This is a genomic window from Microbacterium sp. NFH-22A-Y (genome assembly GCF_021401375.1).
Lineage (GTDB): Bacteria > Actinomycetota > Actinomycetes > Actinomycetales > Microbacteriaceae > Microbacterium > Microbacterium hominis.
Map to the genome: position 1 here is coordinate 758,949 of NZ_JACBGF010000001.1, position 19,100 is coordinate 778,048.

At 68.2% G+C, this 19,100-nt stretch carries 35 protein-coding genes; 1 reads left to right on the forward strand and 34 read right to left on the reverse strand.

From position 1 onward, the window contains the following. Window positions 1-138: 138 nt before the first annotated feature. Genes L0965_RS03510 through L0965_RS03530 form a run of 5 tightly spaced genes read right to left on the reverse strand, consistent with a single transcriptional unit; the run spans window position 139 to window position 1,646 of the window. The gene (locus L0965_RS03510) at window positions 139-360 is read right to left on the reverse strand and encodes a hypothetical protein (protein ID WP_234057933.1); all 222 of its coding nucleotides are present in this window, start codon (window positions 358-360) and stop codon (window positions 139-141) included. Then, complete coding sequence (locus tag L0965_RS03515; RefSeq protein WP_101305682.1) at window positions 360-545, reverse strand: hypothetical protein; 186 nt, start codon at window positions 543-545, stop codon at window positions 360-362. Before L0965_RS03515 ends, L0965_RS03510 begins: the two co-directional genes overlap by 1 nt. Continuing rightward, window positions 545-1,231, reverse strand: coding sequence for a hypothetical protein (locus L0965_RS03520; protein ID WP_198553673.1), 687 nt, complete (start codon window positions 1,229-1,231; stop codon window positions 545-547). The genes L0965_RS03515 and L0965_RS03520 overlap by 1 nt, the downstream gene beginning before the upstream one ends. Further along, complete coding sequence (locus tag L0965_RS03525; RefSeq protein ID WP_101305683.1) at window positions 1,228-1,407, reverse strand: hypothetical protein; 180 nt, start codon at window positions 1,405-1,407, stop codon at window positions 1,228-1,230. Before L0965_RS03525 ends, L0965_RS03520 begins: the two co-directional genes overlap by 4 nt. Then, on the reverse strand, window positions 1,404-1,646 hold the full coding sequence (locus L0965_RS03530) for a hypothetical protein (RefSeq protein ID WP_101305684.1): 243 nt from the start codon (window positions 1,644-1,646) through the stop codon (window positions 1,404-1,406). The genes L0965_RS03525 and L0965_RS03530 overlap by 4 nt, the downstream gene beginning before the upstream one ends. Before the next feature lie 82 nt (window positions 1,647-1,728). Here L0965_RS03530 and L0965_RS03535 point away from each other — a divergent pair, with 82 nt between their 5' ends. Beyond that, a complete protein-coding gene (locus tag L0965_RS03535) occupies window positions 1,729-2,067 on the forward strand; it encodes a DUF732 domain-containing protein (RefSeq protein ID WP_101305685.1) in 339 nt (112 codons plus the stop codon). Here the strand turns inward: L0965_RS03535 and L0965_RS03540 are convergent. The 29 genes from L0965_RS03540 to L0965_RS03675 all read right to left on the reverse strand — a co-directional run bounded on the left by L0965_RS03540 (window position 2,064) and on the right by L0965_RS03675 (window position 19,020). Further along, window positions 2,064-3,404, reverse strand: a complete 1,341-nt coding sequence (locus L0965_RS03540) for a PBSX family phage terminase large subunit (RefSeq protein WP_101305686.1) — start codon at window positions 3,402-3,404, stop codon at window positions 2,064-2,066. The genes L0965_RS03535 and L0965_RS03540 overlap by 4 nt on opposite strands. Beyond that, complete coding sequence (locus tag L0965_RS03545) at window positions 3,352-3,831, reverse strand: hypothetical protein (protein WP_101305687.1); 480 nt, start codon at window positions 3,829-3,831, stop codon at window positions 3,352-3,354. Before L0965_RS03545 ends, L0965_RS03540 begins: the two co-directional genes overlap by 53 nt. A 113-nt stretch (window positions 3,832-3,944) precedes the next feature. Next, window positions 3,945-4,088, reverse strand: coding sequence for a hypothetical protein (locus L0965_RS03550; RefSeq protein WP_157831559.1), 144 nt, complete (start codon window positions 4,086-4,088; stop codon window positions 3,945-3,947). Window positions 4,089-4,247: 159 nt separating this feature from the next. Continuing rightward, complete coding sequence (locus L0965_RS03555; RefSeq protein WP_157831560.1) at window positions 4,248-4,421, reverse strand: hypothetical protein; 174 nt, start codon at window positions 4,419-4,421, stop codon at window positions 4,248-4,250. A gap of 1 nt (window position 4,422) precedes the next feature. Then, window positions 4,423-4,797 carry a hypothetical protein gene (locus tag L0965_RS03560; protein WP_101305688.1) on the reverse strand — a complete coding sequence of 125 codons (375 nt, stop codon included), beginning with the start codon at window positions 4,795-4,797 and terminating at the stop codon, window positions 4,423-4,425. After that, a complete protein-coding gene (locus L0965_RS03565; protein WP_198553674.1) occupies window positions 4,794-5,525 on the reverse strand; it encodes a hypothetical protein in 732 nt (243 codons plus the stop codon). Before L0965_RS03565 ends, L0965_RS03560 begins: the two co-directional genes overlap by 4 nt. Before the next feature lie 5 nt (window positions 5,526-5,530). After that, the gene (locus L0965_RS03570; protein WP_157831561.1) at window positions 5,531-5,695 is read right to left on the reverse strand and encodes a hypothetical protein; all 165 of its coding nucleotides are present in this window, start codon (window positions 5,693-5,695) and stop codon (window positions 5,531-5,533) included. A 377-nt stretch (window positions 5,696-6,072) separates the two neighbouring features. Then, the gene (locus L0965_RS03575; protein WP_101305689.1) at window positions 6,073-6,288 is read right to left on the reverse strand and encodes a helix-turn-helix domain-containing protein; all 216 of its coding nucleotides are present in this window, start codon (window positions 6,286-6,288) and stop codon (window positions 6,073-6,075) included. Continuing rightward, a complete protein-coding gene (locus L0965_RS03580; protein WP_101305690.1) occupies window positions 6,281-6,715 on the reverse strand; it encodes an HIT family protein in 435 nt (144 codons plus the stop codon). Before L0965_RS03580 ends, L0965_RS03575 begins: the two co-directional genes overlap by 8 nt. Window positions 6,716-7,036: 321 nt before the next feature. Continuing rightward, on the reverse strand, window positions 7,037-7,258 hold the full coding sequence (locus L0965_RS03585) for a hypothetical protein (protein ID WP_101305692.1): 222 nt from the start codon (window positions 7,256-7,258) through the stop codon (window positions 7,037-7,039). Further along, window positions 7,255-7,524, reverse strand: coding sequence for a hypothetical protein (locus tag L0965_RS03590; RefSeq protein WP_101305693.1), 270 nt, complete (start codon window positions 7,522-7,524; stop codon window positions 7,255-7,257). The genes L0965_RS03585 and L0965_RS03590 overlap by 4 nt, the downstream gene beginning before the upstream one ends. A gap of 387 nt (window positions 7,525-7,911) precedes the next feature. Next, a complete protein-coding gene (locus tag L0965_RS03595; RefSeq protein ID WP_101305694.1) occupies window positions 7,912-8,268 on the reverse strand; it encodes a hypothetical protein in 357 nt (118 codons plus the stop codon). Further along, a complete protein-coding gene (locus L0965_RS03600) occupies window positions 8,265-8,807 on the reverse strand; it encodes a hypothetical protein (RefSeq protein WP_101305695.1) in 543 nt (180 codons plus the stop codon). The genes L0965_RS03595 and L0965_RS03600 overlap by 4 nt, the downstream gene beginning before the upstream one ends. Beyond that, window positions 8,807-9,676, reverse strand: a complete 870-nt coding sequence (locus L0965_RS03605) for a hypothetical protein (protein WP_101305696.1) — start codon at window positions 9,674-9,676, stop codon at window positions 8,807-8,809. Before L0965_RS03605 ends, L0965_RS03600 begins: the two co-directional genes overlap by 1 nt. Beyond that, complete coding sequence (locus L0965_RS03610) at window positions 9,673-9,993, reverse strand: hypothetical protein (protein ID WP_101305697.1); 321 nt, start codon at window positions 9,991-9,993, stop codon at window positions 9,673-9,675. The genes L0965_RS03605 and L0965_RS03610 overlap by 4 nt, the downstream gene beginning before the upstream one ends. Before the next feature lie 130 nt (window positions 9,994-10,123). Further along, on the reverse strand, window positions 10,124-10,327 hold the full coding sequence (locus L0965_RS03615; RefSeq protein ID WP_101305698.1) for a hypothetical protein: 204 nt from the start codon (window positions 10,325-10,327) through the stop codon (window positions 10,124-10,126). Window positions 10,328-10,338: 11 nt separating this feature from the next. Then, a complete protein-coding gene (locus tag L0965_RS03620; RefSeq protein WP_101305699.1) occupies window positions 10,339-10,827 on the reverse strand; it encodes a single-stranded DNA-binding protein in 489 nt (162 codons plus the stop codon). Next, entirely contained in the window at window positions 10,827-11,132 is a 306-nt protein-coding gene (locus tag L0965_RS03625; RefSeq protein WP_101305700.1) for a hypothetical protein, read from the reverse strand. The genes L0965_RS03620 and L0965_RS03625 overlap by 1 nt, the downstream gene beginning before the upstream one ends. Further along, a complete protein-coding gene (locus L0965_RS03630) occupies window positions 11,129-11,464 on the reverse strand; it encodes a hypothetical protein (RefSeq protein ID WP_157831562.1) in 336 nt (111 codons plus the stop codon). Before L0965_RS03630 ends, L0965_RS03625 begins: the two co-directional genes overlap by 4 nt. Continuing rightward, a complete protein-coding gene (locus L0965_RS03635; RefSeq protein WP_101305702.1) occupies window positions 11,461-12,063 on the reverse strand; it encodes a hypothetical protein in 603 nt (200 codons plus the stop codon). Before L0965_RS03635 ends, L0965_RS03630 begins: the two co-directional genes overlap by 4 nt. Next, a complete protein-coding gene (locus L0965_RS03640) occupies window positions 12,063-12,527 on the reverse strand; it encodes a hypothetical protein (RefSeq protein WP_101305703.1) in 465 nt (154 codons plus the stop codon). The genes L0965_RS03635 and L0965_RS03640 overlap by 1 nt, the downstream gene beginning before the upstream one ends. A gap of 134 nt (window positions 12,528-12,661) precedes the next feature. After that, window positions 12,662-12,826, reverse strand: a complete 165-nt coding sequence (locus L0965_RS03645; protein ID WP_157831563.1) for a hypothetical protein — start codon at window positions 12,824-12,826, stop codon at window positions 12,662-12,664. Continuing rightward, on the reverse strand, window positions 12,823-12,999 hold the full coding sequence (locus L0965_RS03650; RefSeq protein ID WP_157831564.1) for a hypothetical protein: 177 nt from the start codon (window positions 12,997-12,999) through the stop codon (window positions 12,823-12,825). Before L0965_RS03650 ends, L0965_RS03645 begins: the two co-directional genes overlap by 4 nt. Beyond that, window positions 12,996-13,469 carry a hypothetical protein gene (locus L0965_RS03655; protein WP_101305704.1) on the reverse strand — a complete coding sequence of 158 codons (474 nt, stop codon included), beginning with the start codon at window positions 13,467-13,469 and terminating at the stop codon, window positions 12,996-12,998. Before L0965_RS03655 ends, L0965_RS03650 begins: the two co-directional genes overlap by 4 nt. Further along, window positions 13,466-15,286: a DNA cytosine methyltransferase gene (locus L0965_RS03660; RefSeq protein WP_101305705.1), complete on the reverse strand. Its 1,821-nt coding sequence runs from the start codon at window positions 15,284-15,286 to the stop codon at window positions 13,466-13,468. The genes L0965_RS03655 and L0965_RS03660 overlap by 4 nt, the downstream gene beginning before the upstream one ends. Further along, a complete protein-coding gene (locus L0965_RS16535) occupies window positions 15,286-15,420 on the reverse strand; it encodes a hypothetical protein (RefSeq protein ID WP_267956374.1) in 135 nt (44 codons plus the stop codon). Before L0965_RS16535 ends, L0965_RS03660 begins: the two co-directional genes overlap by 1 nt. After that, the gene (locus L0965_RS03665) at window positions 15,417-18,065 is read right to left on the reverse strand and encodes a DNA methyltransferase (RefSeq protein ID WP_234057934.1); all 2,649 of its coding nucleotides are present in this window, start codon (window positions 18,063-18,065) and stop codon (window positions 15,417-15,419) included. Before L0965_RS03665 ends, L0965_RS16535 begins: the two co-directional genes overlap by 4 nt. After that, the gene (locus L0965_RS03670) at window positions 18,062-18,451 is read right to left on the reverse strand and encodes a hypothetical protein (protein ID WP_234057935.1); all 390 of its coding nucleotides are present in this window, start codon (window positions 18,449-18,451) and stop codon (window positions 18,062-18,064) included. The genes L0965_RS03665 and L0965_RS03670 overlap by 4 nt, the downstream gene beginning before the upstream one ends. Continuing rightward, window positions 18,448-19,020, reverse strand: a complete 573-nt coding sequence (locus L0965_RS03675) for a crossover junction endodeoxyribonuclease RuvC (RefSeq protein ID WP_234057936.1) — start codon at window positions 19,018-19,020, stop codon at window positions 18,448-18,450. Before L0965_RS03675 ends, L0965_RS03670 begins: the two co-directional genes overlap by 4 nt. Window positions 19,021-19,100: the final 80 nt, after the last annotated feature.

The following is a 19,100-nucleotide window of genomic DNA, read 5'->3' on the forward strand; positions in this document are numbered from 1 at the left end:
CGCGTTCGACCGATCGATCTGCCATGCGAGACAGGAGCGTCGCGACGTCGGGCAGGTGCAGCGCGCGGGCCGTACGGTCGAAGGCACGGTACGTCGACGGTCGCAGGAGGATGCGCACAGGAACGCTCGGCTCGTCGCTCACCGGTCGCTCCCGTCGCGGTTGCGGTCCGTGAGACGCCGCCACGCCGAGTAGGCCTCGTTGTACTGCGCGCCCTCGACGACGACCCACTCGCTGCCGCACTCATCGCACGTCCAGATCGTGCCGCGCGGGTACGGCTCCGGCGCGGGGCGGCCCTGGCATCCGGCGGGACGGTCGCAGACGGACCTCCGCGGCGGGGTGAACGTGATCCGGCCGCCCATCAGTCCTCCCACCGGTAGGAGCGGATGTTCACGAGGGGGAACCAGTGCACGTCCGACACGTCGCCGTAGCTGTTCACCGTCTTCACGATGAGCTGCCCGTCGTGCACGTCGGTGCGGTTCCCGCCGACGCGATCCGTTCGGCCGTCCATGAAGTCGATCAGGACGTGCCCGGAGTAGCGCGCCATCAGCCGTGACCCTCGGTGTCGATCTGCCGTACCTGGCGGTGATCGAGGACCGCGCTGAGTTCCACCGTCACGACGACCAGGTCAGGGTTCGACGTCGGATCGAAGACGAACCGGCCATCGTGGAGCAGGCGCCGCGACCGGACCACCGCGTCGACCAGAGCGATCGTCCGCGCGGGCAGGATCGACTCCGGGAGCTGCTCGAATCCGACCTTGCCGCCGAGAGCCTCCCGGACGGCCGTGGCGACACTCCTGACATCCTCCGGCGGCGTCGTCAGGGCGACTGCACCGATCACGGGCCCGTCGAACGGTTCGCCCTCCGGGATGACCCGCACACGCAGAGCTGCGGTGAGCTTCTGGGTCGCGTCGGCGTACGTCAGCGCTTCGACCATCTCCACGCCGCCGGGCTCGTGCGTCGCCGCGAAGATGTCCGGCTTGCACGGGTAGAACTCGCCCTGCACGCCACGGATGACCCAGTCGCCGAGAGCCGCGTGCATGTCACCCTCGAGGGTGCGGATGCGGATGGTGTGGCCGCCGTGGTCGGGCTGGTCCGGATCGACGCAGTGCAGCGATGCTGAGCCGCCAGCGGCGAGGATGCGCTTGATGATCTCGCTGCCGGACTCGGCGTCCGTGTACTGCTGTGCCTCGATCTCGACGGGCTTCTTCCGGAACCGCTGCGGGGCGCTCATCGGACGCTCTTCACTGCCGTGCACAGCGCCGGGTCGGGTGAGAACACGCAGCTCACGTCGCCGCCCGTGATCCACAGGCGGATCAGGAACACGGCCGCGGCGATCACGAGGAAGATCCGCGTCACGATGATGTATGCGGCGGCCGTCGTCCAGTCGGCCGGCTTCCGGGCGCTCATGCGAACGGGCCCGTCGCGAAGATCGCACGGTTCGCGCGCATCGACACGTCCTCGAGCGCCGTCAGCGCGAGGGACTTGTTCCGCGAGTTCGGGGTGTTCTCCTCGATCACGACGGCGAGAAGGACGACAGCTTCGTTGATCGCCGTCACGGCGGCGCGCTGCTCGTCGGTCGGCGGCTGACCCGTCGTCGCGGTGAAGAACCGGCCGCGGGCGCGGTCGGGCAGGGACGAGTTCGTCATGGTGTGGTTCCTCCGGTGGATGGTGCCCCGTGTGCGTGGGGCCGACCCGGCGTGCGTGCCGGGAAGTCGATAGGGTGCGGTCATGCGCAGAATCGCCGCCCTGACCGCCGTCGTGGCCGTCCTCGGTCTCGCCGGGTGCGCGAGCACGCCCCCTCCGATCACCGAAGAGTCGTTCCTGCGTCAGGCGAGCTCGCTGAAGTCGTGGAGCACACTCAGCAGCGACCAGATCGTCAAGCTCGGGCAGGGACTCTGCGGCGCGCTCCAGAAGGCCGAGAGCCGCGACGAACGAAGCCAGGTCGTCGAGTACTACGCCGCGGAGATGGGGGACCAAGCCGCCGACCATGAGCAGGCTGCGGCCGACGCGGCCGTGTTCGCCCAGCTCGCAGTCGACCGCTTCTGCCCCGACCAGACCTTCGACTAGGCGGCGAGCTGCCAGTTCAGCATCGGCCGCCACATCGACTCGGTCGTCGCGACGACATATCGGCCGCCGTCGAGCGAGTGATCGTTGACCTTCACCGGCTCATCCTTGCCGAGCAGCGCCGCCTTCGAATCCCACGCGTACCCCGGCGCCTCAGCGATGAAGCCGGGGCAGTGGTCCGTCGCGACGAGCTGATCCTCCGACAGCAGCGACGCCATGGTGCTGATGCCGTAGGAGACGTTGTTCAGGCCGCCGGCGGTCGGGATGCCGAGGAGGTTCAGCTCGCGTTGGAAGTGGAGAGCGGCGGGGTCCACGATGATGAACTCCGGCTGCAGGTGCGTCTCGTACGGCAGGTGGTCGTCGCGGAACAGCCACTCCTTGAAGAGGCCCGCCTGCTGCGACGGCGACAGCATCGCCGCCTCCGACTTGCGAGCGTCGTGACGCCACTCGTCGATCAGCCACAGGCGTGACCCGTACCGGCCGCGGTCGTTCTTCTCCTTCGAGATGCCCAGCAGCAGACCCGTCGACGGGTTGTTCGTGCCGAAGTCCATCCCGATCCCCAGGAGACGGTGCATCGACGGCGTCGACGCCCACGGCTTCACGTGCCGCGCCGGATCCCACATGCCGAAGATCGCGCCCTCAGCGGACACCCACTCGCCCAGGATCATCCGGCGATACCAGAGACCCGTGTACTGCGACCGCAGCCGATCCTTCACCCGCTCCGACAGGGACGGGTTGTCGTCCATCATGAAGTGGTAGCGGCGCCAATCCCGCAGACGTCGCATCTGGTCAATGAAGTCGACCTTCAGCCAGTGGGCCGGCGAGTCCGGGTTCGTCGTCGCGAACATCTTCGACTCGTCGAGCGACATCCGGTTCAGGGTCTGCTTGAACGCGGACTCATCGATGACCGTCGCCTCGTCGACGTAGACGTAGAGGATCGTCATGCCTCGGATCTTCGACTCCGCACGCCCATCGTTCACGCCGATGACCTGCACCTCGCGACCGAAGATGTGCGCCGTCGGCGCGTTCTGCCGGTACTGCACCGCCCCGCGGAACGCGCGGAGCCCGTCGGAGTCCTCGATCGTGCGGAAGAAGTTGCGGTAGATCGAGCCGAGGTTCTTCCCGATGATCACCAGCTGACCACCCGCGGCCTGCGTGTCATCCAGCTCAGCGACCGCCAAGAGGAACGCGAGCACGGAGACGTACGTCTTCCCCGCTCGAATCGACCCCTCCCACAGGTTGAACGTCGCACCCGGCAGAAGACACGCGTTCAGGGAGCGCGCCTGGTTACGACCCAGGCTCGCCGTCGCCTGGAACGTCTTCGGAGCCGGAGGCGTCATCGCTCACCTGCCCGTACGTGTCATCCGCGGTGAACAGACCACTCAAGTTCTCCCGGAACCTGCGCAGCTCAGCTCGAACCTCAGCAGCGGTGTCGTCTTCCTTGCGGTCGTAGAGGCCGAGGAACTTCGCACGCTGATCCATGATCTTCAGCGCACGGTCGACGGCGAACAGGTCGCCGTTGCGGGCTTGCTCGTAGAACCCGGCGAACATGTCGTCCAGGCGTGACAGTTCGAGCTCGATGAGTTCCTGGGCGGACTCGCGGACGATGTCGGAGATGCCTTTGCGGACGGCGGTGTGTGCGGCGCCTTTGCCGGAGTATCCGACTTCGGCGGCGATGTCGTCGAAGGACCATCCGGCGCGGCGGAGGTCGAGGGCTTTCTTCCGCTTCTCGGCGGCTGTGGCGCGCCGGTCGGTTTCATTCCCCATGGGGTTCTCCTGTGCGTCGCCCGCGCCTGGCGGGGTCGGGTGTGCTCTCCGACGCCTGGTCGGGAGTGGCGGGCGCCCCGGGGAGGTGTGGTGTCCGTCCCCGGGGCGTCCGGTTAGCTTCCGCTGGTGCGGGAAGCTCTGGGGCTTGCGGCGGTGCGGATGCGGCGTCCGGAGAAGCCGGTTCCGCTCATGAGGTTCGCGAAGCCTTCGGCGGTCTGGATGCCGCCGCGGATGTACTGCTGGATGGATCGGCGCATGGCCGTGGGTGCTCCTTCGGGGGTCAGCTGCCGGACGTGCGGGCGCCGGCGGCGGACGAGGCGGTGCGGCGGCGGAGGCCGCGGGTGGCGCGGGCGATGCCGGCGCGGACGCGGGACATGACGTTGCGCATGGGGAGTCACCTCCCTCGGCGGTCGGGGTCAGGCTCTGTTGCGGGTGCGGTCGACGCGGATGGTCTGGTCGGCGAGGGCGCGTGCCCAGGGTTCGCCGTTGAGCCACCAGTGGGATCCGTCGCCGAGAGTCACCAGGTCGCCGGTGCGCGAGACGAGCCCGCCATGGGCGAGTTCCTCGCGACGGTCCGAGTCGGCGCTCATGTCAGTCGAGGGGGATGCCGAGAGTGTGGGCGACGTCGTTGCCGTCGAGGTACTTGTCGCCCAGGTCGGCGAGGCCAGCGGCGCGGAGGAACGCTTCCTTCTCCTCGCGGGTGGTGAAGCAGACCGTGAACCAGAACTCGGAGTCGGTGGCGCGCTTGAACCGAGCATCCTCGGCCTTCGCCCGGTTGCGGTAGCCCTCCTCGAGAGCGGTGAACTCGGCGGCGGCATCCTGCTGCAGGTCGCCGGTGTACTCGACGGCGGCGAGCGGGTCGGGCTCGGTGGAGTACTTCGGGCGGCGGCCGGAGAGGCCCCGGGATTGGCGGGCGGTGTTCCCGCCGCGGCGGGGACCGGTGAGGCCGGACGAGTCGCGGGTCATGACGCCTGCTTCATGTTGGCGCGGAACAGTTCGAGGTCCGCGAGGGGGAACCAGTCGAGGATGCGCTGGAAGTCGTCGGGCGCGTGTTCGCTGATCGGCTTGAGGAACCGGTAGTCGATGCCATCGAAGGAACGGCCGAACCACTGGTAGTCGATGGGAAGGGTGATGCCGGCGGCGGAGATCCGCTCGCGGACTTCACCGACGAGCCAGTCGGCGATCGGGGAGACCTTGCGGTCCTTCGGCTTCATCACGCCATGGCGGGTGAACGAGGCGCGACGGACGATGCTGTCGGCGGCGCGGACGCCATCGGCGACCCAGGTGTCGGCCGGGAGTTCGAGGTCTTTGCGGATCAGCTCCCACATGACGGCATAGTCGGGAGTGGGCAACTGCGCAGCTTCGATGACCTCGCACCGCTCGGGAGGCTGGAACACGAAGTTGTTGAGCCAGCGGTAGAACGACGGGTGCGGGTAGCGGTGGATGCGCTTGCCGAGGGCCTGTTCGAGGTCGGTGAGGCCGCGCTCGACGAACTCGAGGGTGTGGCCGGGGCGCCGGCCGGGGATGTAGTAGAGGTAGGCCAGCACGGTGTCGATCCCGGCATCTTGGAGGGCGAGCTCGGTCGCGATCGCATCCTTGCCGCCGGAGAACGCGACGAGCACGGTGCGGTTCTCCGCGGCGAGCTGCGCGCGGGTCTCAGCGCTGGTCGGTTGGCCCTTGATGATGGTCGGCACGGTGGTCAGGCATCCTTCGGGTGGCAGCGGTCGCACGAGGGGGAGTCGCACCAGGGGGTCGCGATCGAGTGCCGGCCGGTGAGCGCGATGACCTCACCGCGAGCTTGCGCCTGGTCAAGCCGCTCGCGGCGCCATTGGGTCAGGTCGAGGCTGAGGGGGGCACTTGGCATGTAACTAGTGTTGCACTCTGGTTGCCTCAATGCAACTAGTGTTACCCTCGGTCTGTGAGCGCACTCGATGATCTGGCCGCCTTCCAGCGCCGTATGGATGCCATGCCGGCGCGTCGCGCAGAGTTGATCCGAGCGGCGAAGGCGGAGGGAGCGACGTGGCCCGTCATCGCGACCACGCTCGGAATGACCGTTCATGGGGTTAGGAAGGCCGCCATCAGCGTCAAGCCGTTTGGTCGTCCTCGGTCTGGGGCCAGTACAACGACAGAAGCCCCGACCTCCTAGGAGGGACCGGGGCTTCGTCTGGGCGGAGTGCTCCACCATCTACGTTCTATCCTGCGGCCTTTGCGGCTTTTGCGTATTTTGTTCCTGCCTCATCGTCATCGGCGTGTCGGCTTCCCGCGGGGCCTGCCCCGTCGGATCGTCGGCTCGACCCTGACTACCGCCTTGGACAGCACTTCGAGGATGCCGGCGCTGCTCAGACGTGTCGCGAGACGGCCGTCCTCGATCCACTCGTAGATGGTGCGGGGGGACCGCCCGACGAGCGCGGCGGCGACCTTCACCGTCACCCACTCGGGGAGCTTCGCATCAGCCATCGCGACGCCCCCATTCAGCCGTCCCTTGGTTGGTCCACGGGAGGACTAGATCATCGTCGGCGCGACGCGGCAGGTAGTGCATGTGCAGGTGCTCGATCGTCTGGCTCGCCTCGGCGCCGGCGTTGAGGATGAGGTTGAAGGGCTCGGTGATCCGTTCCTCGCGTCGCCACACGTAGAACAGGGGCAGCACCGCGTCGAGCCCGCGCGCTTTGTTCGGGCGCATCCCGCGCTCGGCTCTCACCCGAAGTGCATCCGGTTCGTGGTCGTAGGGGTTCTCCAGTGGCCCTTCATGCCCGCGGGTAACGAAGAGTCGATGCCCGGGCGTGACGGGGTTCAGCGGCTCGAAATGGACTGCGCCCAGCCACGAGCCGTCGTAGTCTCCGGCGCTGATGCGGGCGCAGAAGGGGCAGTTCTCGATGCCGATCATGCGGCCTGTCCTTCCGGGTGGTGGAGGCGTATGTGCACGTCGTGATCGGCGCGAGCTGACTCCTCATCCGACCAGGGCTCCTCGGAGTGGTCGTCGCACTCTTGGCACGACCAGTGCCATTCGGCGTAGACGCTCACTCCGAACCTCCCGGCCGGGTGACCACGAGCGGGCCCTCCCACATGGACCGTTCGGGGATGCGCGGGAATGGGAAGACGCATCCCGGGCACAGGTCTCGCCCGTCCTTCGTCTGCGTCCAGTCCAGGACGTCGTCCTCAATCTCGTGTCGGTGGCAGCGATCGCAGATGAAGTGCACGATCTGCATCACGAGCCCCCATCCGTGTGGTCCTGTACAGCCGGCTGTGGTTGCGGCTCGATCTCGTCTGCGCCGCGTATCCAGACGTTCGCCCGCCCGTCGCTGTACGAGGCGAGCGCGGTCGCCTTCCTCATCGCCTCCGATGCGGTGTCGGCGAGTACGGTCACGTCGTATCCGTAGTCGCTGTTGCGGTTGGATGGCGCCACTCGCGCCTTGAATCGGTACGTCATGACTCCCGTCCCTCCGATTCCTGAGCGTCGATGACTTCGGAGTAGGCCAGCACGAAGTCCTCGGGCAGTGGCTCGGACGTGCGCCAGTCGGAGAACACCTCGGCGAGCGTGTCGGTGTCGAGGTCCTCGATCCAGACCGTCAGCGCCAGATCGCGGTCGGCACCCTCGCCATAGAGGCGGTGCATCCACTCTGTGAATGCCTTCTCGTCAACCTCAACTTCACGCTCGACCTCGATCACGTGGTGCCACTTGGCCTTGACCTTCATCGTTCGCTCCTACCGTTCGTGTGGTTCTCGGTCATCGCTTCGAGGCGCGCTTCCGCCTGGTCACGGCTCAGCTTCGACGGGCCGTGCATTAGGTCGAGCACGGCCTGATCCCACGTCGCGTGGCAGCGACCGCAGGGGCACATGCGCTCGCTCATGACGCATCACCCGGCTCGGGCACGTCGTGCCGCTCGTAGTACCAGGCGGTCATCGGCGCTCCCGTGGGCGCACGGTAGCGACTACCCTGCGAGTCGAGCGACTGTGACACCTTCACGCCCTCGCGGCCGCACCGGCCACACGTCCGCACGCCATCGCGGACAGAGTGCCCTACCCGCGTTACGGTGACCGCCGGATCGTTCACCTTCGCCGTTCGTGTCGCCTCGCACTGAGTCATCTCTGCTCCTGTTCGTTGTGGTCCTGTACAGCCGAACTGTGAGCGCATGACGGCGAGCAGGGCTCGCCCAGCGGATGAGTGTGCACACGCACCCGGCGTCCCGAATCAGCCGAACCGAGCAGAGCGCGACGCAGCGCCTCTTCTCGATCGGCCGGAGTCGCAGGACGTGCCTCGCCGACGTGCTGGTCAGAGCGGAGCGCGTCGTGCATCCACTCGCCGTCCGAGATCCGCCACGTGACGAGCTGCAACGATGCGTAGATGGGGTGAGGCGTAGCCGAGACGAACGTCGCGGACAGGAGGCCGAGTGGCCCGTCGATGACGTCTCCGGGGATCAGGTCTGCAACGGTGCTCATCGCTCGCTCCTACCGTTCGTGTGATTGGTGGTGATCGGTTCCCACGGCCCCGGCTCGTACGTGCGACGCTTCTCGACACAGGCGACGATCTTGTCGTCGTCGGGGACCTCTGCGTTCAGGGCCGGGAGGCGCGCTGCGTTGTCCTCGTAGTAGCGGGTGGCCTCATCGACCGTGCTGAACGTGACCCGTTCGTAGACGCCGCTATCGTCGGCCCACTTCTCTGCGTAGGAGTACTGCCAGCCCATCGCCGGCGCCGCCACCACGGTGGCCGGGTTGTCGATGCACGGGCGCGCTGTCAGACCGCCGTACGGGATCCGCGGCAGCATCTCGGCGCGAACGTCGGTCACCTCCGCGAGCACGCCGCCCCGGATCGTGGCGTAGGCGTACGGGAAGTCGTCACCGGGGCCGATCGCTTCGATCTGGCAGTCGAACGGGACCGGCACGGCGTCACCGATGCGCCACGCCGTCAGCGCACGATCGAGTGCTTTCGTCTGCCACTCCTGGCCGTTGTGGTCGTAGAAGCTGTCGAACATGCCCATCAGGCGGTCTTCCTCTCTGCTCCGGCGTGCCAGATCGACGCGCCGTCGGTTCGCCAGCCACGTCGGTCGACGTAGCCGGTGGCGTGCTGATCCGCGTCCCACACCGCCTGAATGCCCTGCGCGGTCGACGTGCGGCCGATGCTGTGGCAGGCGCAGCGGCACGCGAGGTCCGTGCACGCCTGGTGGGCGAGCATGTCGCCGTCCTCGCACGACTCCGATCCCGTCCAGCGGCTCGACTCGTCACGGATCTTGTCGAGGAGCTCGCCGCAGTGCTGGCACTCGACGATCGTGGCGCCGTTGTGCTGACGCTGTGGGTTAGCGGTCAGCGACAGGCGGTCGCAGTGAGGGCAGCGGACGCGTTCCAGCTTCAGCTCCCGCTTCTCCACCTCGAGGCTCTGGTAGGCGCGCTGTGCGGCGTACGCGAACATGATCGCGTCGCGTGCGCCGGCTTCGGTGTGGACCCACGCATCGAGGGTGAGGCCGTGGCCGGAGCGGCGGAGGCGGTCGCACTCGTCGAGCGCGAGGAACGTGAGCGGCAGGTTCGTGTACCCGTCGGGGGTGGCGCCCTTCGCGCCGCCTTCGGGCGAGACGGCGCGGCCGTCGGTCTCGACGACGAGGCGGCGGAACTGCGGCCAGCGGAGCATCGCTTCGTCGAGGCGTTCCCGGCAGCCCTGGCAGAGGAAGCCGCGCTCCGCTTTCCGGGGGAGGCATCCGCGGCATGCGACGTCGGGGACGTTGGCCTCGCCGGCGACGTGCGCGGCGATCGCGCGGTTCACTTCGCGGTCGGGGCAGTTGATGCGGTGCTGGCCGAGGTGTGTGCAGGGGCGGATGCCGGGGAGGCGTTCGTTCGTGATGCAGAGGATCGTCACGTGGGGTCTCCGTCCTTCGGTTGGAATGCGATGCACGCCGGCCAGCGCTTCGTCATGTCGCGGCCATCGCCGCGGTGGTTCTTCGATCGGGGGTCAGGGGTGCCGCACTTCCACCACTGGCTCTGCTTGAGGCGGAGCATCGCGCAGTCCCCGCACGTCTTGCCGTTGCCAGCGAGCGGCATCTTCGTGGCGGGGTGCACGCCGGCGTCAAGGAGCGCTTGGTCGAGGAGTCGCCGCTGGATGCGCGGCGGCTTGTGATCCTCGGTCTTCTCCGGAACGGGCGGGGGCGGGTCGAACCCAGGCAGGACGTCGCTCATCGCAGGCGTCCGAGTGCGATCGTCACGCCGACGCCGAGGGCCATGGAACCGATGAGCAACGTCCACCATGAAGCGCTCCAAGCCGGAAGGTCTGAGAGCGTGGAGAGAACGAGCCAGAGGCCGACGCCGATCAGCATGAGCAGGCTCCGTTCAGCGCGATCTCGGTGAAGCAGTTCGGACACGTCGGCCGCGGTTCCGGCTCGGGCTCGTCGGGCTTCGGGAAGCACCCGACGTGCACGAGCTGGTCGTCGAGGTAGCGGACGTGGTCGCCGGGGTGGATGCGGTCACCGCACTCCGCGGCGCACGTGCCGTCGTATCGGGCTGTGAAGGTCATGGTGGGTCTCCTCAGAACGGGGTGTCGTCGCCGTACATGGGCGTCGGGGTGGCCCATGCGTCGGGAGCGGCGGTGCCGGGCGTCGCCCACGCCTCATCCGCGGCCGCCGCGGGCCGGGCGCCCTGCGCGGTTCCGGATGCCGCGCGGGTGACCTGCGCGGTCGCGTAGCGGAGCGACGGGCCGATCTCGTCGACCTCCAGCTCGATCGCGGTCCGGTTCTGGCCTTCACGGTCCTGGTACGAGCGATGCTTCAGGCGGCCCGTCGCGACGACGCGCATGCCCTTCGTGAGGGAGCCGGCGACGTGCTCGGCGAACTCGCGCCACACCGACGCGCGGAGGAACAGCGCTTCGCCGTCCTTGTGCTGGCCGGACTGCTTGTCGAAGACGCGCGGTGTGGATGCGATCGTGAAGTTCGCGACGGCGAGGCCGCTCTGCGTGTACCGCAGCTCCGGGTCCGCGGTCAGGTTCCCGACAACGGTGATGACGGTTTCGCCAGCCATCAGTCGGTCACCTCGTTCGCGTCCTCGGCTTCGACCTGAAGGGGGTGGGGCATCGTGAGCGTCTCGGGGATCACCACGATCGCCTCCGGACGCAACGGCAGAAACGCGCCCTTCGGCAGCTCGACCGTGATCTTCACCTCGACCGTGCCCTGCTTCGGCTTCTGCGAGCGGTTCTGCGTCGACCCGACGACCTTCGCGCCTTCGATCGAGTCGGGCTTGTCGAATTCACGCCGCTGCTTTGCCCAGTACGTGTACTCGGGCTGCACCTGCAGGTACACCGTTGCCTTGACTGTCTCGTTCGTCATGCTCTTCTCCTTGTCGGTTGGTCCCACTTGCGTTTCCAGTCGGTGTTGTTCGCTGCGTAGATACGGTTGGCCAGAGCGATGCGCCCTTTGCGGCGAGCGGTGCGCTCAAGGCCGGCGATCGTGCGGCCGACCGTTTGCGCGGCAATCGTCGGTGACTCGCCCGAGTCGAGGAGCCACTCGACCTCGTCGAGCACCTCCGCCCCGGTCATAGGGCGCTCAGCGCGTCGCGCCTCGAGTTCATCCATCTCGACGTCTGGCCACCGGTAGCCGCCGAACGTATTCAGGTGTCGCCAGATGCGCTGCTCATCCAGTACCCACGGTTCGAGGATCATGGCGTCACCGCCAGGCACTGCTCGTCGATGAACTGCTGCACCTCGAGGCTCGACCGGGAGATCGACCCGGTGACGTACCGTTGCGGGCTCTGCGGGAATACCTTCGCCTTGCCGAGGAGCTGCTTCGCCACCCGGTACGCACCGCTGGCGTCGATCTTCCGGTTGGTGTGCTTCTCCGCGGCGTCGATGATCGCCTGCAGCGACGTGATGCCTGCCTGCCGTGCGAGCAGGTCCGTCATGGGCGACACCTCGGGTTCGTTCGGCTGAACGTTCGCCTTCTTGTTCGCCCGAACCTTCCGCATCCGCTCGCGAGCATCCGCGCGGTCTTCGAGGACCTTCTCACTCGTCGGCTGGAACTCGTCCCAGTCGTGAAAGACCCAGCCGTCCTCGTGCTCATCCCACAGTCCCGCTTTCACGAGCGCGGCGGCGAGCTTGACGCCGTTCGGCTTCGACTCCACGAACCAGCGCTCCACGACACCGTCCGTCAGGTACGACATGCAGTGTGATCCGGCGAGGGCCCACAGCCCCATCGCAGCGAGACCAGCGCGGCCCGCCTTCGGGTGCGAATGGAGCTGATCATCGACCTTGAACCAAGCCATCAGCGTGCCCCCATCGTGAACAGGAGGCGGGTGCGGTCGGTGTCGTCGGCGATCGCCTTCCACTCGAAGTACTCGTCGCCGTAGACGTCATCCATCCGGTCGATAGCTTCGAACGCCGTGATCTCGCGGCGGCCGTCGCCTTCGAGGACGAACCAGGCGTGCTCGAACCGGTAGAAGACGGGCACGAGCGTGATGTCGCGGACCCAAATGGGCACCTTCACGCCCCACGCCTTCGCCATCGCCTGCAGGTCGGCGTCCGCTTCGATCAGCCCGTTCAGGAGCGAGTCGGCCCAGAGGACGTTGTCGGGGCGGTGCTTGTCGCGGCGTCCGCCCATGCCGCCCTGCCGGTGCTGCGGGACGATCCGGTCGCCTTCGGTGCTGGTGATCACGCAGCGTCGGGTGCCGTCGGCGGCGTCGCGACGGTCGATGGTGCGGATAGTGGCGGCCGGGGTGCGGTCGGCCATGGGGTCTCCTTCGTGGCATGTGCAGTCGCTCGGGGCGGCGGCGGAGTGACCCAGCGGGGTCCAGCAGCAGGCGCGGCGGCAGCGGGATGCGGGCGGGTCGTGGGGGAGGGTGTCGGGGGCGACGTGAACTCGCATCACGCCTCCAGAGAGGTGATCGTGGGTACGCATCCGTCGTCCCGGCGCGCGTCGATGAAGTCGTGGCGGGGATCGGCGGTGCGTCGGAACGTGTTGGGCACGCGCTGCTCGGCGACCCCCCACGACGGCAGGCTGTCGATCCAGGCGGCGTAGTCGAAGCTCATGAGTGCCACCGACAGAGGTCGTAGGTGCCGTCGCGGCCGCGGGTCGACGTCCAGCCGCTGAGCTTCGCGGCCTCCGCGCGTACCTGAGCGATGGACTTCCCTTCGCCGCCGACGTATTGCTCGCGGCAGCGCGGCTTGTCGCAGAGCAGCGTCACGACGCGACGGGCGGTCATGGGCGCGCCTCCTTCGCCAGGATGACGAGAGGGCGGCGCCCGCGCGTGAGGCCCGTCGCCGACCATCCCGCGCGCTTGAAGCAGTAGCCCGGGTTCGCTGACCGGATGCTTCGCGGGTTGACGTAGGTGTAGAGGCGCTCGCCCGGCCACCTGTCGCGCGCCCACGTCTCGGCGTCGAGGATCATCGCGGAGGCGAGGTACGGAGACTCGTTCCGGAAGACCGCGCAGTTGACGCCGTGCTGGCCGCTCGCGTCGATGAACTTCCGCCAGACGAACAGAGCATCGTCATCATGCGACAGCAGCACCGTCTTCTCTCCGGGCCCGACGAAGAGTGCCGGGTCGCGGCCGTCGGCATAGCGGCGGCTTGAGTAGTGCCGCCTGTAGAGGGCGAGCCCGCGCGGGTCGCCGTCCCGTGATTCGCGCCAGTATTCCGAGCCTGTCATCTGGGCGGTGCTGATCAGAGCGGTCAAGCCGCCACCTCCAGGAGGAACTCGGCGACCGCGTGACCGAGGTCGCGCGCCGCGGGCGGCGTGACCGCGTTGCCGGCCTGCTTGACCTTGTCGCGCTTCGTGCCGAGCAGCAGGTAGTCGGCGGCGAAGCCCATGCCGAGCTGGATCTCGTGGGGTTCGAGCATCCGGAAGCCGGCGTCGTCGACGTCGAGGCTGATCGGCGCTCCCGGCTCGATGAGTGACTGGTGACCGCCCGTCGTGAGGGTGCGCATCGGCTCGTGCACGGGGGTGGACATCTCCGCGCCGCCGTGGTTGTTCCGCATGAGGAGCGCGTGGTGGTTGCCTTCGGCGCTGACCGTGTCGATCGGCTGATCGGTCGGCTTCGCGACCCCGTGGTTGCGCAACGGCACCAGCAGCCCGTCGGCCTCGCGAGTCGTGACCGCGGACATCGGCGCGCCGAGCGGCGTCGCGACGTCACGCCACGTCCCGCCGGCCGGCACCAGCAGGCCCGTCTCGTTCCGCGTCGACTGCGTGCGCAGCGGGTCGCCGCTGGACTGCGCGCTCTTCCCCTCCCTGCCCTCGACCGGGATCAGCAGCGAGGCATGCGTGCCGCCGGCGACGATCGACGGCAGCACCTCGGAGACCGGCTTCGAGCGGGAGTCGTCCGCGCCGGAGACGAGGTTCACGAGCAGCGGCGTCGCGAGGAACATCGACCCGTGCGCGGTGATCGCGCCCATCGCCTCGTCGGCGCTCTTGGCGGGGACCGTGTTCCCCTCGCCGCGGACGACCAGGGGTGGGATCGCGACGCCGTGCTCGGACGTGCCGAGCTGCACCGGGAGCGGCGACCGCACGTCCGACACCCGCAGGTAGCCGGAGCCGGTCGTGACGCCGTCGTACGTGTTCCCCGCGGCCTTCACGACCAGAGGCGACCAGTACCGTTCGATGCCACGGCGGATGCGCTCCCGCGTCTTCTCCGCGAGCGGCTTCTCCCGGTCGCCGATGCGCTGCGCGGGGATCGACCAGTCGATGATCGACGACGCCGGCAGCCAGCCCGGCTCCACGACCTGCCAGCACTCCGGGCACCGGTACAGGTACTGCGCGCGGTAGCGGCCCCACTGCTCCGCCTTCTTGAACGCCTGCGCGGCCTTGATCTGGCCGTGCTCGGGGCAGAACGCGAGGGGGCGCGTCCACTTCGCGACGTCGGGCCCGGCCTTACGCTTCGAGGCGAGGTCGGAGCGCCACATCACGATGTACATGCGGTCGCGGGACTGCGGCGCGGGAAGGCCGCCGACCTGCGCGTGCATGCTGTTCAGCCACACGAACCGCATCCGGTAGCCGAGGGCCTCCATCGCCATCTGCCAGGCGGGGAACTGGTCCCACCGGTACGCGTCGACGACGTTCTCCAGGATGATCGCCATGTACCGGTGGTGCTCGGTGAAGCGGGGGATGTCCCACATCGTCGCGCGAGACCGGTTCGCCGCCTCGTCGGGCAGGGGTCGCGTGCCGTCGAGCTCGAAGAGAGCCTGATCCTGCATCCGCTGACGCTTCACGCCCTTCGCGATCGAATGGTTCGTGCACTCCGGCGAGCCCCACAGCACGTGGGTGCGGGGGAAGTAGCGGGGGTCGACCTGGGAGATGTCGGCCTGCGCGTGATCGGTTTCGGGGTGGTTCGCCTGGTGAGACTGGATCGCCAGATCCCAGTGGTTCGCGGCGATGACGACCTTGTACCCTGCCTCCACGAGGCCCGACGAAGATCCGCCCGCGCCGCAGAACAGGTCCGTGACGGTCAGGCCGTTCCACGCCACCGACGGCCTCTTGTATCCGACTGCAGCCGACATCAGGCGTTCTCCGCCGTGATGAGAAGCCGGGAGCCGTCCCAGAAGGTGATGAGGAGCCGGTTCTCGCCGAGGCGTTCCTGGTGCTTCACGTCGTACAGCGTGGAGACCTCGAGGAGTCGGTCGATCGGGTTCATGCTGCGCTCCCTTCGAGGTCGAGGAGGTCGAACAGGGTGGGCGTGTTCGCCTGGTTGTCGTGGCGGGTGAGGTAGACGACCGAGTCGGCCACGCTCACCGGGTTCAGTTCCGTCCCGAACCCGCGGCGGCCTTGGCGGACCGCTTCGAGGACCGTGGAGCCGAGGCCTGAGAAGCAGTCGCCGACCAGCTCGCCGGGGTTGGAGTACATGCGGATCAGGCGGCGGGGGATGTCGAGGGGGAACGGGCAGATGTGCGCCTCCACCTCTCGGCGGCGCTGCTCGCTGTTGAGGGTGTCGATGCGGAGCACGTCGGTCCACACGTCGCCACGCCACGAGCCGGGCACGAGCGATGCGAACGTGCCGGGGAGGGCGTTGCGCGCGGCGAGACGGTCGGCGAGGGCGACGTGCGCGTCGTAGTCGTAGAGGGTGCGTTCGGACTGGGCGGTGAACAGCTTCGAGCGTGTGCCGACGTCGAGCGCGGCGAGCTCGTCACCGGTCAGGAGGCGGTCGCCGCCCGTGCGCCACTCGCCGGCGGCGTCGATCTGCCACTGCCCGACCGAGTAGGCCGCCTTCTGCTTCTGCACCGGGAGGTCGGCGTAGCCGCGGGAACGGTCGGTCTGCGGCTTGTGGAAGATCAGGACGTACTCCGGCGCGCCGACGCCCATCTTCGAGTGGTCCTTCAGCATCTCCGAGAACGACAGCCGGTAGGTCTGGTTGTTCTCGCGGACGACGTCGGTGGTGACCGTGATCATCCCGAAGTAGTCGAAGCCGTGGCCGACGTAGTGCGCGATCGCTTCGGCGTGGAGGGTGTCGAACGTGTAGACGCCGGCGCCCGTGCGGGAGCCGGGGACAGGGAAGTCCTTCACATGCACGGCGAGGATCCGGCCCGGCATCAGCGCCCGGTACAGGCTGGGCGTGAGGTAGTCCATCTGCCACCAGAACTGGGCGTTGTCGTCGACGTGGCCGAAGTCGGCGTAGTTCGCGGAGTACTCGTACTTCCCCGAGAACGGGATCGACGTGACGATCAGGCCCATCGACTCCGCCTCGACGTGGTCGCGCCACTCGGCGACGGCATCGTTCAGGACGATCCGCCAGTCGCGGCCGGCGTGCTCGTCCCGTTCCACGCCCATCGCGCGGGTGAGCGCGGCGGAGATCGCCGAGGCGTCGAGGCCGAACTCTCGGAGGATCTGCGACATCGTGTCGGTGAGGGCGTCGTCCTCCTGCCACTTCGTGAGGAGGTTGTCGCGGACGTCGCTCTCGGTCTCCCCGTAGATCAGGTGCACGCGGCAGGCGTTGAGCTGCCCGAACCGGTGGATGCGGTGGATGGCCTGCACGGTCTGCTCGTACTTGTGCGTCACGCCGACGAACACGGCCGTGGAGCACTGCTGCAGGTTCAGGCCGCGGCCCAGCATCATCGGCTTCCCGATGAGCGCGTACGTCTCGCCATCGAGCCAGCGACGCAGCTGCTCCTCAACCTCGGCATCGGACTGCGCGCCACGGATCGACGAGAACGGCAGGCCCCGCTCGCGGAGGGCCGCTTCGAGGGCGTCCTGTTCGTCGTTCAGGTCGCACCAGAGGATGATCTGCGGCGCGCCGTACGCGCGGGGGCCCACGAACGGTGCGAGGTGCTCGTCGAGGATGGTCATGGCGCGGTCGACGCGCGCATCCTGCGTGTGCCGCTTCTCCCGTGCCGACTCCACAGCGGACTTCGCGCCCGAGCGGACGAGGACGCCCTGACCGTCCTTCTCCACCTGATCGGACAGCAGCCCGACCTCGACCTCCTCCCACAGCACCTCGAGCGGCGGCAGGTCGTAGCCGGTGTCGTCGTGGCCGAGGTCCGACGGGCGCTGGATGAAGCACGCCCACGTGTTCAGCCACAGCATGAACTCGCGGACCTTGTGCGGGTGAATGCGGAGGTTCCCGGCCTTCGACGGGTCCCGCTTGAAGAACCGGGTGAGGGCCTGGCCGGTGTCCATGATGCCGAGGAACCCGGCGTAGTGGATCAGCTCCTTGTGGCGGTTCGGGGCCGGCGTCGCGGTCGCGACGAACCGGTACGGCACGTCGGCGAACAGGGGGAGGAACGTCTGGTAGGTGTCGGAGCCGAACGAGCGCAGCACGGCGGCCTCGTCGAGCGACGTCGCGATGAACAGGTCGACGTCGAGCTTCCGGTCACGGATCGACTCGTAGTTGGTCACGTAGGTGCCCGACCACGTCGGGTCGATCTCCTCGGTGCGGCGCACGAACCGGACCTCGCGGTCGAGGAGGTTGCGGGCGTCGCGGATGATGTCGAAGCGGACACCGAGCGGCGCGACGATCAGCGCGCGGCGCACCTCGCGGCCGAACGTGTCGCGCGGGCCGCCGAGCTCCGGACCGTGCTCCACGATCAGGCGGAGTACTTCGAGCTGCATGATCGACTTGCCGAGCCCGTAGCGGGCGAAGATCGCGCGGCGGCCGCCCTTGACGCCCCACTTCACGATGTCGGCCTGGTGCGGCTTGAACAGCTTGTGAGCGGGCCGCATGATCGGCGACAGCCACTCGTCGCGCACGTCGAATCCGAACGACCGGTCGAACGCGACCTTCTCGGCCAGGAACTGCTCGTAGGTGAGGGTGCCGTCGTTGCCCGTGTTCAGGGTCAGGAGGCTCATGCGGCCACCGCCCGTTCGAAGACCTCGCCGCGGAGGATCTTGCGGCAGTCCTCTGCCTCGCCGGCGTCGTCGGTGCGGACGACAACCTCGCCTGCGGCGGACGTGACCACGAACCGCTCGCTGATGTGACGGAGGCGGCGCTGGGCCGCGCGGCGGTTGTTCTCCGCCTGGGTGACGGGTTCCAGGTGCCGTGGGTTCACGCACGCCCGCGACGTGCAGCCGAGCTCCTCGACGTAGGCGACGCGGTGCGCGCGGGCGACCTTCTTGCCGTCGACGGCGAAGATGCCGTATCCGTTGTGGTTGATCGCACCGGTCCACAGCCAGCAGCCGTCCGCGGTGCGCACGTCGACGTGCGACCAGAACGCGGCGATCTTCGCGGGCGTCATCGCGTCACCGCCGCGACCGCTTCAGCCTGAACGGCTGGGAGGGAATCCTCGATGGGCGCGCCGGCGCGGCGGGCGCAGATCGCGGCGAGCACCAGCGCGTCGGCCTCATCGTTTCCGGTGACCTCGACGTTGGAGTAGCGCTTGACGACCGCGGCGAGCACGGCATCCTTGCCGGCGTTGCCCTTGCCGGTGGCGTACTTCTTCACGGTCGAGGGCGCCGCGATGATCGTGTCTACTCCGGCGCGCGCGAGTTCTGTGCGTACCAGCCACCAGAGGCCGCCGCGGACGTGCTGACCGAATCCGACCGAGCCATAGGACGGGCCCTCGATCGCTACATGCGTGTGCTCCGTGAGCGGGATCGATCCGAGTATCTCCGCCACGACACGGTCCAGGCGTGCGGCGGTGTCGGAGGTGTTGCCTTGAGTCGCCTTCGATGCCACGCGCCGCACGGTGACGATGTCGCCGTGGATCGTTGCGACGCCTGTCGAAGTGAGGCTGAGGTCGAGGCCGACGTAGATCGGTGTCGGTGGCGCCTGTGTTGTGGGTGCGCCAGAGTAGGGGGTGCTCAAGATGGACTCCTGCCAGGGAGGGAAATCGATGGGTGGAGGGGACCGCCGCGCCGGAATCGCGGCGGTCCCCGTTCTGTGGG

Coding starts and splice junctions, on each gene's coding strand:
- L0965_RS03615 (WP_101305698.1), bottom strand. CDS start 10,327: ATGACCTTCACAGCCCGATACGACGGCACGTGCGCCGCGGAGTGCGGT.
- L0965_RS03670 (WP_234057935.1), bottom strand. CDS start 18,451: ATGACGCCCGCGAAGATCGCCGCGTTCTGGTCGCACGTCGACGTGCGC.
- L0965_RS03625 (WP_101305700.1), bottom strand. CDS start 11,132: ATGACGAACGAGACAGTCAAGGCAACGGTGTACCTGCAGGTGCAGCCC.
- L0965_RS03555 (WP_157831560.1), bottom strand. CDS start 4,421: ATGAGCGCCGACTCGGACCGTCGCGAGGAACTCGCCCATGGCGGGCTC.
- L0965_RS03510 (WP_234057933.1), bottom strand. CDS start 360: ATGGGCGGCCGGATCACGTTCACCCCGCCGCGGAGGTCCGTCTGCGAC.
- L0965_RS03585 (WP_101305692.1), bottom strand. CDS start 7,258: ATGACGTACCGATTCAAGGCGCGAGTGGCGCCATCCAACCGCAACAGC.
- L0965_RS03540 (WP_101305686.1), bottom strand. CDS start 3,404: ATGACGCCTCCGGCTCCGAAGACGTTCCAGGCGACGGCGAGCCTGGGT.
- L0965_RS03545 (WP_101305687.1), bottom strand. CDS start 3,831: ATGGGGAATGAAACCGACCGGCGCGCCACAGCCGCCGAGAAGCGGAAG.
- L0965_RS03535 (WP_101305685.1), top strand. CDS start 1,729: ATGCGCAGAATCGCCGCCCTGACCGCCGTCGTGGCCGTCCTCGGTCTC.
- L0965_RS16535 (WP_267956374.1), bottom strand. CDS start 15,420: ATGAACCCGATCGACCGACTCCTCGAGGTCTCCACGCTGTACGACGTG.
- L0965_RS03530 (WP_101305684.1), bottom strand. CDS start 1,646: ATGACGAACTCGTCCCTGCCCGACCGCGCCCGCGGCCGGTTCTTCACC.
- L0965_RS03660 (WP_101305705.1), bottom strand. CDS start 15,286: ATGTCGGCTGCAGTCGGATACAAGAGGCCGTCGGTGGCGTGGAACGGC.
- L0965_RS03610 (WP_101305697.1), bottom strand. CDS start 9,993: ATGAGCGACGTCCTGCCTGGGTTCGACCCGCCCCCGCCCGTTCCGGAG.
- L0965_RS03600 (WP_101305695.1), bottom strand. CDS start 8,807: ATGGGCATGTTCGACAGCTTCTACGACCACAACGGCCAGGAGTGGCAG.
- L0965_RS03580 (WP_101305690.1), bottom strand. CDS start 6,715: ATGATCGGCATCGAGAACTGCCCCTTCTGCGCCCGCATCAGCGCCGGA.
- L0965_RS03590 (WP_101305693.1), bottom strand. CDS start 7,524: ATGAAGGTCAAGGCCAAGTGGCACCACGTGATCGAGGTCGAGCGTGAA.
- L0965_RS03640 (WP_101305703.1), bottom strand. CDS start 12,527: ATGGCCGACCGCACCCCGGCCGCCACTATCCGCACCATCGACCGTCGC.
- L0965_RS03515 (WP_101305682.1), bottom strand. CDS start 545: ATGGCGCGCTACTCCGGGCACGTCCTGATCGACTTCATGGACGGCCGA.
- L0965_RS03575 (WP_101305689.1), bottom strand. CDS start 6,288: ATGGCTGATGCGAAGCTCCCCGAGTGGGTGACGGTGAAGGTCGCCGCC.
- L0965_RS03665 (WP_234057934.1), bottom strand. CDS start 18,065: ATGAGCCTCCTGACCCTGAACACGGGCAACGACGGCACCCTCACCTAC.
- L0965_RS03570 (WP_157831561.1), bottom strand. CDS start 5,695: ATGCCAAGTGCCCCCCTCAGCCTCGACCTGACCCAATGGCGCCGCGAG.
- L0965_RS03525 (WP_101305683.1), bottom strand. CDS start 1,407: ATGAGCGCCCGGAAGCCGGCCGACTGGACGACGGCCGCCGCATACATC.
- L0965_RS03635 (WP_101305702.1), bottom strand. CDS start 12,063: ATGGCTTGGTTCAAGGTCGATGATCAGCTCCATTCGCACCCGAAGGCG.
- L0965_RS03560 (WP_101305688.1), bottom strand. CDS start 4,797: ATGACCCGCGACTCGTCCGGCCTCACCGGTCCCCGCCGCGGCGGGAAC.
- L0965_RS03550 (WP_157831559.1), bottom strand. CDS start 4,088: ATGCGCCGATCCATCCAGCAGTACATCCGCGGCGGCATCCAGACCGCC.
- L0965_RS03520 (WP_198553673.1), bottom strand. CDS start 1,231: ATGAGCGCCCCGCAGCGGTTCCGGAAGAAGCCCGTCGAGATCGAGGCA.
- L0965_RS03630 (WP_157831562.1), bottom strand. CDS start 11,464: ATGATCCTCGAACCGTGGGTACTGGATGAGCAGCGCATCTGGCGACAC.
- L0965_RS03645 (WP_157831563.1), bottom strand. CDS start 12,826: ATGAGCTTCGACTACGCCGCCTGGATCGACAGCCTGCCGTCGTGGGGG.
- L0965_RS03595 (WP_101305694.1), bottom strand. CDS start 8,268: ATGAGCACCGTTGCAGACCTGATCCCCGGAGACGTCATCGACGGGCCA.
- L0965_RS03650 (WP_157831564.1), bottom strand. CDS start 12,999: ATGACCGCCCGTCGCGTCGTGACGCTGCTCTGCGACAAGCCGCGCTGC.
- L0965_RS03620 (WP_101305699.1), bottom strand. CDS start 10,827: ATGGCTGGCGAAACCGTCATCACCGTTGTCGGGAACCTGACCGCGGAC.